This is a genomic window from Streptomyces xantholiticus (assembly GCF_014651015.1).
GTDB lineage: Bacteria > Actinomycetota > Actinomycetes > Streptomycetales > Streptomycetaceae > Streptomyces > Streptomyces xantholiticus.
Genome location: NZ_BMWB01000002.1, coordinates 515230 through 523781 on the forward strand (window position 1 = coordinate 515230; position 8552 = coordinate 523781).

The following is an 8552-nucleotide window of genomic DNA, read 5'->3' on the forward strand; positions in this document are numbered from 1 at the left end:
GCGCCATGGCGATCGATCATCTGGACGGGCGGCTCATCGTGCTGCTGGCACGTGAGCCGAGGATCGGCGTACTGGAGGCGTCGCGCCGCCTGGGGGTGGCGCGCGGGACGGTGCAGGCACGCATGGACCGCCTGCAGTCGCAGGGGGTCATCCGGGGTTTCGGGCCGGACGTCGATCCGGCGGCGCTCGGCTATCCGGTGACGGCGTTCGCCACGCTGGAGATCAAGCAGGGGCAGGGCGCCGATGTGCGGGCGCATCTGGCGACCGTCCCCGAGGTGCTCGAACTGCACACCACCACGGGACACGGGGACATGCTCTGCCGGCTGGTCGCCCGCTCCAACGCCGATCTTCAGCGGGTGATCGACCGGGTGGTCGGCTTCGAGGGGATCGTGCGGGCATCCACCGCGATCGTGATGGAGAACCCGGTACCGCTGCGGATCATCCCGCTGGTGGAGCAGGCGGCGGAGGACTCCCGCGACTCCTGAGGCGACTTGCAAAGCTGATCTCCCTCGGGCTGCGGCGGGTGAACGCGGCCGAACCTCGACGGGCCTCGGCACCGGTGTCCTTCGCCGCGTACCGCGGCGAGCTGCGCGAGGGCCACGCGTTCCTGCTGCACGCACGGCTCCTGCTGGGCGTCGTCCTGATGGTGATGGTCACCAACGGCCTGGACCAGGGCTGGAGTTCCGTCCTGCTGCCCGTACACGCCAAGGAGAACCTGGGCGGCGCACGGGACCTCGGCCTGCTGGCCGCCGTCTTCGGCGGCTGCGCGCTGCTCGGCGCCCTGCTGTACGCAGCGGTCGGGCACCGCTTCCGGCGGCGGGTGCTCTTCACCGTCGCGTTCCTGATCTGCGGGCTGCCGCGGTTCGTCGTGGCCGCGGTCGCGGACGGCACGGTGCCGCTGGCCGTCACAATGGCGGCGGGCGGGCTGGCCGCCGGAATGCTCAACCCGATCCTGACCACGGTGATGTACGAGCGGGTACCGGAACAGCTGCGCAGCCGTGTCACGAGTGCCACCACGGCCGGCGTGCTGATGACCACGCCGCTGGGCGGCCTGGCGGCCGGCTATCTCGTCGAACAGGCGGGCCTGGCGGCGGCGCTGCTCACGCTGGGCGCGCTGTACTTCCTGACGACGCTCGCACCGGCGGTGTTCCCGTGCTGGCGCGAGATGGACGGGCCCGTTGTGGGCGACGGCGTCCCGGGCGTCAGCAGCTCGGGACCTTCCCGCCCTTCTCCAGCGAACGCAGCGACTCCACCGCGCCCTTGAGCGTCGTAACGGGGATCAGGCGCATGCCCTCGGGCAGTTCGGCCTGGGCGTCGGAGCACTCGTCCTTCGGCACCAGGAAGACGGTCGCCCCGTCACGGCGGGCGGCCTGCGTCTTCAACGACACCCCGCCGACAGCGCCGACCTTCCCGTCGGCACTGATCGTCCCCGTGCCCGCGATGCTGCGGCCGCCGGTGAGGTCGCCGCCGGAGCCGTCGCCCTCCAGCTTGTCGATGATGCCGAGGGAGAACAGCAGGCCGGCACTGGGCCCGCCCACGTCTGCGAGGTCCAGCGAGACCTTCACTTCGGCCGGATCCTCGCCGACGTAGGAGAGGGCCGCGCGGGTCGCGACGTCCTGCGACTCCTCCATGTCCTCGACGTTGTGCCGCTCGATCTCCTTCTCCGACTTGCCCGCCGGGTAGACGGCGTCGCGCGGCAGTACGGCACGGTCGGTACGGAACCATCCGTCCGCCACGTCACCGAGGTCCACGTCGGCCGCGGGCCCGGTCGCCACGATCGTCGTCATCCGCAGCTCCCCCTCGGTCTTGCGGTTCGGCGCACCCGAGATCGTGATCACCTGCGTCCCCTGGTGCTCCCCGAGCACGTCCGCGGTCATCCCGGGCTGGGCGACGACGAACGGCAACGGGGCGAGCCCGGCGACGGCGAACAGCGCGAGTACGGGCAGGGCGCAGACGGCGAGGGCGCGGGGGCGCGTGAGACTGGAGAGCACGGCGCCAATGTATCCGGCCGGGGCCGGTCCCGGCCGGGCCGGTCGGGCCGCGGCCCCGGGGTGCAAGCGCCGGTGCGGGCCGTGGCCGGGCCGGGGGCGTTGCGCCCCGGGGCGGGTTCCACCGACGGGCCCGGCGACGCCCGGAAGCACGGACCCGCCGCACGGCGATACGCGCACGCAGCCGGCGCAGCCCGAAGCACGAACCCGGTCCGCCGCCCGCCCAAAGGCCCGGCGCAGCCACAAACGTGAACCGGTCCGCCGCCCGCCCAAGGCCCGGCGACGCCCCGAAGCACGAACCCGGTGCGCCGCCCGCCCAAGGGCCCGTCAGCGCAGCGCGTCCGCGACCTCGCGGGCCGCGTCGACGACGCGGGGGCCGACCCGTTCGGGGACCGAGTCGGCGAGCATCACCACGCCGACGCTCCCCTCCAGGCCCGTCACCCCCACCAGCGCCGCCGCCGCGCCGCTCGCGCCCGCTTCGAGTTCGCCGTGGGTGAGGGTGTAGCCGGGCTCGGTGGTCTGGGTCTGGCGGGCTGCCAGGATCGCCTTGCCGGCCGCGCCCCGGTCCAACGGGTGGCGGAAGCCGGCCCGGTACGCGACGTGGTAGTCCGTCCATGTCGGCTCGACGACGGCGACGGCAAGGGCCTCCGCCCCGTCGACGAGAGTGAGGTGCGCGGTCGCACCTATGTCCTCCGCGAGCGAGCGCAGCGCGGGCATCGCCGCCTCCCTCACCAGCGGGTGGACCTGGCGGCCGAGGCGCAGCACGCCGAGGCCGACCCTGGCCCGGCCACCGAGGTCGCGGCGGACGAGGGCGTGCTGCTCGAGCGTGGCGAGCAGACGATAGACGACGGTGCGGTTGACGCCGAGTTTGTTGGACAACTCGGTGACGGTCAGCCCGTGATCGGTATCGGCGAGCAGTTTGAGGACACGCAGTCCTCGGTCGAGCGTCTGGGAGGTTTCCGCGGTCACGACGCCCTCTCCTTCGGAGTGAGTGACGGCGGTCCTCCGAAGGGGTTGCCGCGGCACCGGTCCCATCGGCGACGCACCCAGAGGCCGCCGGCAGGCCATAGCACACCGACTGCGCTCCGCGGCGGCGCTGCCACGGGGCGTTTGTATTGCGGGGACAGTAGCGACCGGCACCGCTCAGCGGAAGCCCTCGTCCAGAATCCGGGCGCCCGGCGGCCGACGACGGGTCGTCGCTCCCTGTTCGTGACACTCCCGCAACACGCTACGGCGTTGTCAGCGCATGCGCGTGGCCCATTCCTGGACCTTCTTGATCCGCTCCCGGATCTGGCCCGCCGTCGCCTCTGCGCTCGGCGGCCCGCCGCACACCCGGCGGAGTTCGGTGTGGATGACGCCGTGCGGTTTGCCGCTCTGGTGAACGTACGCGCCGACCATGGTGTTCAGCTGCTTGCGCAGCTCCAGCAGTTCCTTGTGGGAGACGACCGGGCGCCGTTCGGCCGGCAGCTCCAGGAGGTCGGCCTCCTCGTCGGGCTTCTTGCGGCTGTGCGCGATCTGGCGTGCCTGCCGCTTCTGGAGCAGCAACTGCACCTGGTCCGGTTCGAGCAGCCCGGGGATGCCGAGGTAGTCCTGCTCCTCCTCGCTGCCGGGGTGCGCCTGCATGCCGAACTCGGCGCCGTCGTAGAGGACACGGTCGAAGACGGCGTCGGACTCGAGGGCTTCGAAGGGCAGCATGTCCTGCTCGCCGGTGTCCTCGTCCTGCTGCTTCTCGGCCTCGGCCATCTCCTTCTCGGACTCGGCGTACGGGTCCTCGTCGCCGTCCTTCTTCGGCTTGTCGAGGGCGTGGTCGCGCTCGACCTCCATCTCGGAGGCGAAACCGAGCAGCCCCGGGATCGTGGGCAGGAACACGGACGCGGTCTCGCCGCGCCGGCGGGACCGTACGAAACGGCCCACGGCCTGCGCGAAGAACAACGGCGTCGAGATCGTCGTCGCGTACACGCCAACGGCCAGGCGGGGTACGTCGACGCCTTCGGACACCATGCGGACCGCGACCATCCAGCGGGAGCCGTCCTCGCTGAACTCCTCGATGCGCTTGGACGCGGCCGCCTCGTCGGAGAGGACCACGGTCGCCTTGCTGCCGGTGATCTCCCGGATCAGTTTGGCGTAGGCGCGGGCGGAGTCCTGGTCGGAGGCGATGACGAGGCCGCCCGCGTCCGGGATGCCCTTTCGCACCTCGGTCAGCCGCTGGTCTGCGGCGCGCAGCACGTTCGGCATCCAGTCGCCGCGGGGGTCGAGCGCGGTGCGCCAGGCCTGCGAGATCGCGTCCTTGGTCATCGGCTCGCCGAGACGTGCCGCGACCTCGTCGCCGGCTTTGGTGCGCCAGCGCATGTTGCCGCTGTAGGAGAGGAAAATCACTGGCCGGACGACGCCGTCGCGGAGGGCGTTCCCGTAGCCGTAGGTGTAGTCGGCGGCGGAGCGGCGGATGCCGTCGGCGCCTTCCTCGTACGTGACGAAGGGGATCGGGTTGGTGTCCGAGCGGAAGGGGGTACCGGTGAGGGCGAGCCGGCGGGTCGCCGGCTCGAACGCCTCGAGGCACGCCTCGCCCCAGGACTTGGAGTCACCGGCGTGGTGGATCTCGTCGAGGATGACGAGGGTCTTGCGCTGCTCGCAGCGGTTGCGGTGCAGCATGGGGCGTACGCCGACACCGGCGTAGGTGACCGCGACTCCGTGGTACTCCTTGCTCAGCGGTCCCGCGCTGTACTCCGGGTCCAGCTTGATGCCTATCCGCGCCGCCGCGGCCGCCCACTGCTTCTTCAGGTGCTCGGTCGGCGCGACGACGGTCACCTGCTGCACGACGTGGTGGTGCAGCAGCCAGGAGGCGAGGGTGAGCGCGAAGGTCGTCTTGCCGGCGCCGGGGGTGGCTACGGCGAGGAAGTCACGCGGCTGTTCCTGGACGTACCTGTCCATCGCGCCCTGCTGCCAGGCACGCAGCTTGTTGGCGGTGCCCCAGGGGGCGCGGCCGGGAAAGGCGGGTGAGAGGTGGTGGGAGGCGGTAGTAGTCACGGTCTCCGGTTTGATGTTGAGGGGCCGCGCGCAGCGCGTCGGGCAGGGCGGCGGCGGGTGACGGGTGGGCTCTCGGCGGCGACGGGCATCGTCAGATACGACAACCGGGCCACCCTACCGGTGGCCCGAGCGCCGCCAGGGACCGACCGGGCCGGGCCGCACGGTATGCGACCGGGGTCACAACGCGCGCAGTTCCCTGCCGATCACAGCGGGATCCGCGATCTGCCCGGCCGCGACCGGGACCACCAGGTCGTACGCCCGGTCCCGGTCGGCCCGCGCGAGGGCGACCAGTTCGGCGTGGTCCGCCGTGAAGCGGGCGGCCACGGTACGCACGAGCTCGCCCTCGGCGTCCAGGAAATGCCGCGCGGCCTCGCGCAGCAGCGCCTCGGGAGTCGTCTCCTGCGCGTCCGCGAGGTCCTGGAGCGCGTGGTGCTCGGGGTCGGTGAGCCGGACGACGTAATCGTGCTGGGTCATGGCACTGCCTATGGGCCTGGTACGAGGTGCTTCACCCAGATTTCACCCGCAGCCGCGTCGCCACCCACGCCCCCACCAGCGCCACCGCTGCCATCGGCAGGAACACGGCCGCGAACGCGACGGGCTGCGAGCCCGACACCCCGTCGGCCACCGCGTGGCCCCCGCCGCCCGCGCCGCCGCCCAGTGCGGCGAACGCCGCGCCGCCGGCCGCGAGGAGCAGCACGTTCGACAGGGCGTCGGAGATCTGCAGCGCGGCCGAGTTCGCGCCCGCCTCCTCCGGCGCGGACAGCTTCAGCAGCAGCACGCTGGTCGAGCCGATGACCAGTCCCATACCGAAGCAGCCGAAGCCCCAGGCGACTGCGACGATCCAGACGGGCACCGCCTCGATCAGTACGCTCGGCGCGGTCACGATCGCCGCCGCGACCAGCAGCATGCCGAGGACGACCAGCCGTTCACGGTAGGGCTCGGTCCGCGGCCGGGACTGCACGTACGAGCCCAGTGCCCAGGTCCCGCCGCCGACCGCCAGCGAAAGGCCCGCCATGGTCGGGGAGAGCCCGCGCTGGGTGACCAGCATCAGCGGCACGAAGGACTCGGCCGCGATGAAGGATCCGGCGGCGATGCCGCGCAGCAGGACGACGGACGGCAGTCCGCGGGCCGCCCGGTACGTCCCGCGCGGCAGCAGGCCGAGCGCGGACGGCACGAGCAGCGCCGCGCCGACGGCCGCGGGCAGGAGCGAGAGCCGGCCGAGGTCCTGTCCCGCGTACTGGAGGAGAGCCGCGCCGAGCGAGATGCCGAGGGCCAGCCGGATGCGGCGCCGGTCGAAGGGTGGCACTGGCGCGGCGGGGGCGGCGGGCCCGGAGGCCGTACGGCGGATGGCGGGCAGCGCGAGTCCCAGCGGCAGCACGACCAACGCGGGGATGCCGATGAACACCCAGCGCCAGCCGAGCTGTTCTGTGACGGTGCCGGCGGCGAGCGGCCCGACCACGGAGGGGATGACCCAGCTCGCCGCGAACGCCGCCATGATCGCGGGTTGCAGCCGCTGCGGATAGGCGCGGCTGACGACGACGTACAGCGCGACGATGACCAGCCCGCCGCCGAGCCCCTGAACGGCCCGGCCGAGCACGAACACCCACATGGCGCCCGCGGTCCCCGACAGCACCAGCCCCGCGGCGAACGCGCTCATGCCGCCCGCGAGCGCGCCCAGCGGTCCGCTTCGGTCCGCCCACTGCCCGGAGACGACCATGCCGAAGAGGCTGGTGGTGAAGTACGCGGAGAAGGCGAAGGCGTAGAGGGGAATGCCGTGCAGCTCGCGGGCGGCCACCGGCATGGCCGTACCGACGGCGGTGGCCTCGAAGGCGATCAGGAAGACGACGGAGACGATGCCGATGCTGAGTGCCCGCAGGTCACGTCCGAGGACCCCGCCCTGCTGGTCGTCGGGCGCCTGGGCAGCGTCGGTGCGCGGCGTGACCTCGGTGTCACGCGGTTCGAGGGCGGTCATGGCCTCAAGAGTAAGGGGCAAGCGGCTAGATGAGCCCTGTCGTCAGGCGGGGCAGAACTGGTCCCTCCGCCGTACGAACATGAACGGCGTATGGCAGTCGCGTTGCAGCCGGGGCCGAGCTCTTGAGGGCGCCGCACGGGCCGCCTACGGTCGAGGAGTTGGAACGCACGGCCGTGTGCCCGAGTGGCTCAGGGGCTCGACTGCAACTCGAGTTACACCGGTTCGAATCCGGTCACGGCCTCCGCAGGGCAGTCGCTTCCGGCCCCGACGACGGCCACCTCCTCACATCGAGGGGGCGGCCGTCACGCGTACGTACGCGGCGCCGGCCCGTGGCATCCACGCCCGCCGCGCAGTGCGTTCGCCCGTGCCATCTGCCTCAGCTGCCCCCCTTCCTCATGGCTTGTCGGGGACGTCCTTGCCCTTGGGCGCCTGCTTGACCGATGCGAACACCGCAGCGGCGCCGAGAAGGCTTGCAGGGAACGGCATTTGGGTTGAACCGACCGGAGCTGCGCGGACCGTCCACCAGGGTCCGGTCGACGCGCCGGTAGGCTCCTGTGGCGTTGTCATGCCTAGGGGGATTTCGCAGATGGAACGAGCGCACACGGAGCGCCCACGACAGGGCGGGCCGCGCCGCATCGGCCCGTACCAGCTCATCACCCGGCTCGACCCGACCGGCCACGGCTACCCGCCGGTCCCCGAACGCCGCTTCATCGCTCGCAGCACCGACGGTGAACGCACGGTCCTCATCAGCGCGCCCCTCGAGGGAGCCGACCCCGGGCGCTTCCTCGTCGAGGCGGATGCCGCCCGCCGGCTCCTCGGCCCGTGGACGCTGCCCGTCGCCGAACTGTCGCCGACATCACAGTCGCCGTGGTACGCCGCGCCCTATCTGCCCGTACTGCCACTGCCGGTCGCCCTGGCCGTGCACGGCGGACCGCTGCCCGAGCACACCGTACGAGCAGTGGGCACGGCCCTCGCCGAAACCCTCGCCGGTGCGCACGCCGCCGGCATCACCCACGCGGGTCTCTCCCCCGCCGCCGTACTGCTGGCCTGGAACGGACCGCGGTTGACGTGTTTCGGCGCGGCACGCGCCGCGGCCCCGGACGGCGAGGCACGCACCGGTCTCGCCGGACTGGAACCGGGGAGTCTCGCCCCCGAGGCCGCAGCAGGCGGCCGGCCTCGCCCGCCGGGCGACATCCACGGGCTGGGCGCCGTCCTGGCGTACGCGGCCACCGGCCACACGGTCCCCGACAGCGCCGAACTCCCGGAGTCGCTGCGCCCCTTGATCTCACGCTGCCTGACCCGCGACGCGGCGGCCCGTCCGACGGCCTCCGAGTTGCTGCTCGCGCTGCCCCCGTCCTCCGCCGCCCCCACGTCGACGGCCCTGGACTCGGCCGGCTCCCTCCTGGGGCCGGGCTGGCTGCCCGGCCGGGTGGCGGCTGCCATCGCCCGGCAGTCGTCGGAGGTCCTGGCCGCCGAAGTCCACCCCCCGCAGACGTCGGGAGTCTGAGGCTGATGTTGTCCCCACTGACCCACGACGATCCCGTCACGATCGGCTCGTTCACCCTGCT

8 protein-coding genes and 1 tRNA gene are annotated in these 8552 nt (G+C 72.6%); 4 read left to right on the top strand and 5 right to left on the bottom strand.

The window, feature by feature from the left end; all coding sequences use genetic code 11:
- The first annotated feature begins 5 nt into the window (after positions 1 to 5).
- Positions 6 to 485, top strand: coding sequence for an Lrp/AsnC family transcriptional regulator (locus IE198_RS06625; protein ID WP_100107354.1), 480 nt, complete (start codon positions 6 to 8; stop codon positions 483 to 485).
- A 38-nt stretch (positions 486 to 523) separates the two neighbouring features.
- A complete protein-coding gene (locus tag IE198_RS06630; protein ID WP_308426792.1) occupies positions 524 to 1264 on the top strand; it encodes an MFS transporter in 741 nt (246 codons plus the stop codon).
- Here IE198_RS06630 and IE198_RS06635 read toward each other — a convergent pair.
- The 5 genes from IE198_RS06635 to IE198_RS06655 all read right to left on the bottom strand — a co-directional run bounded on the left by IE198_RS06635 (position 1203) and on the right by IE198_RS06655 (position 6984).
- Positions 1203 to 1991 carry a YlbL family protein gene (locus IE198_RS06635; protein ID WP_189883633.1) on the bottom strand — a complete coding sequence of 263 codons (789 nt, stop codon included), beginning with the start codon at positions 1989 to 1991 and terminating at the stop codon, positions 1203 to 1205. The genes IE198_RS06630 and IE198_RS06635 overlap by 62 nt on opposite strands.
- 324 nt (positions 1992 to 2315) lie before the next feature.
- Entirely contained in the window at positions 2316 to 2957 is a 642-nt protein-coding gene (locus tag IE198_RS06640; protein ID WP_100107359.1) for an IclR family transcriptional regulator, read from the bottom strand.
- A 270-nt stretch (positions 2958 to 3227) separates the two neighbouring features.
- Positions 3228 to 5012 carry a DEAD/DEAH box helicase gene (locus IE198_RS06645; RefSeq protein WP_189883635.1) on the bottom strand — a complete coding sequence of 595 codons (1785 nt, stop codon included), beginning with the start codon at positions 5010 to 5012 and terminating at the stop codon, positions 3228 to 3230.
- 177 nt (positions 5013 to 5189) lie between these two features.
- The gene (locus IE198_RS06650) at positions 5190 to 5486 is read right to left on the bottom strand and encodes a hypothetical protein (RefSeq protein WP_189883637.1); all 297 of its coding nucleotides are present in this window, start codon (positions 5484 to 5486) and stop codon (positions 5190 to 5192) included.
- A 31-nt stretch (positions 5487 to 5517) separates the two neighbouring features.
- Positions 5518 to 6984 carry an MFS transporter gene (locus IE198_RS06655; RefSeq protein WP_189883639.1) on the bottom strand — a complete coding sequence of 489 codons (1467 nt, stop codon included), beginning with the start codon at positions 6982 to 6984 and terminating at the stop codon, positions 5518 to 5520.
- Between the two features lie 169 nt (positions 6985 to 7153).
- Between IE198_RS06655 and IE198_RS06660 the strand changes: the two genes are divergently transcribed.
- Together IE198_RS06660 and IE198_RS06665 are read left to right on the top strand one after the other, a co-directional pair.
- Positions 7154 to 7225: transfer RNA gene (locus tag IE198_RS06660), tRNA-Cys, on the top strand.
- Between the two features lie 345 nt (positions 7226 to 7570).
- On the top strand, positions 7571 to 8491 hold the full coding sequence (locus IE198_RS06665; RefSeq protein ID WP_189883641.1) for a protein kinase family protein: 921 nt from the start codon (positions 7571 to 7573) through the stop codon (positions 8489 to 8491).
- Positions 8492 to 8552: the final 61 nt, after the last annotated feature.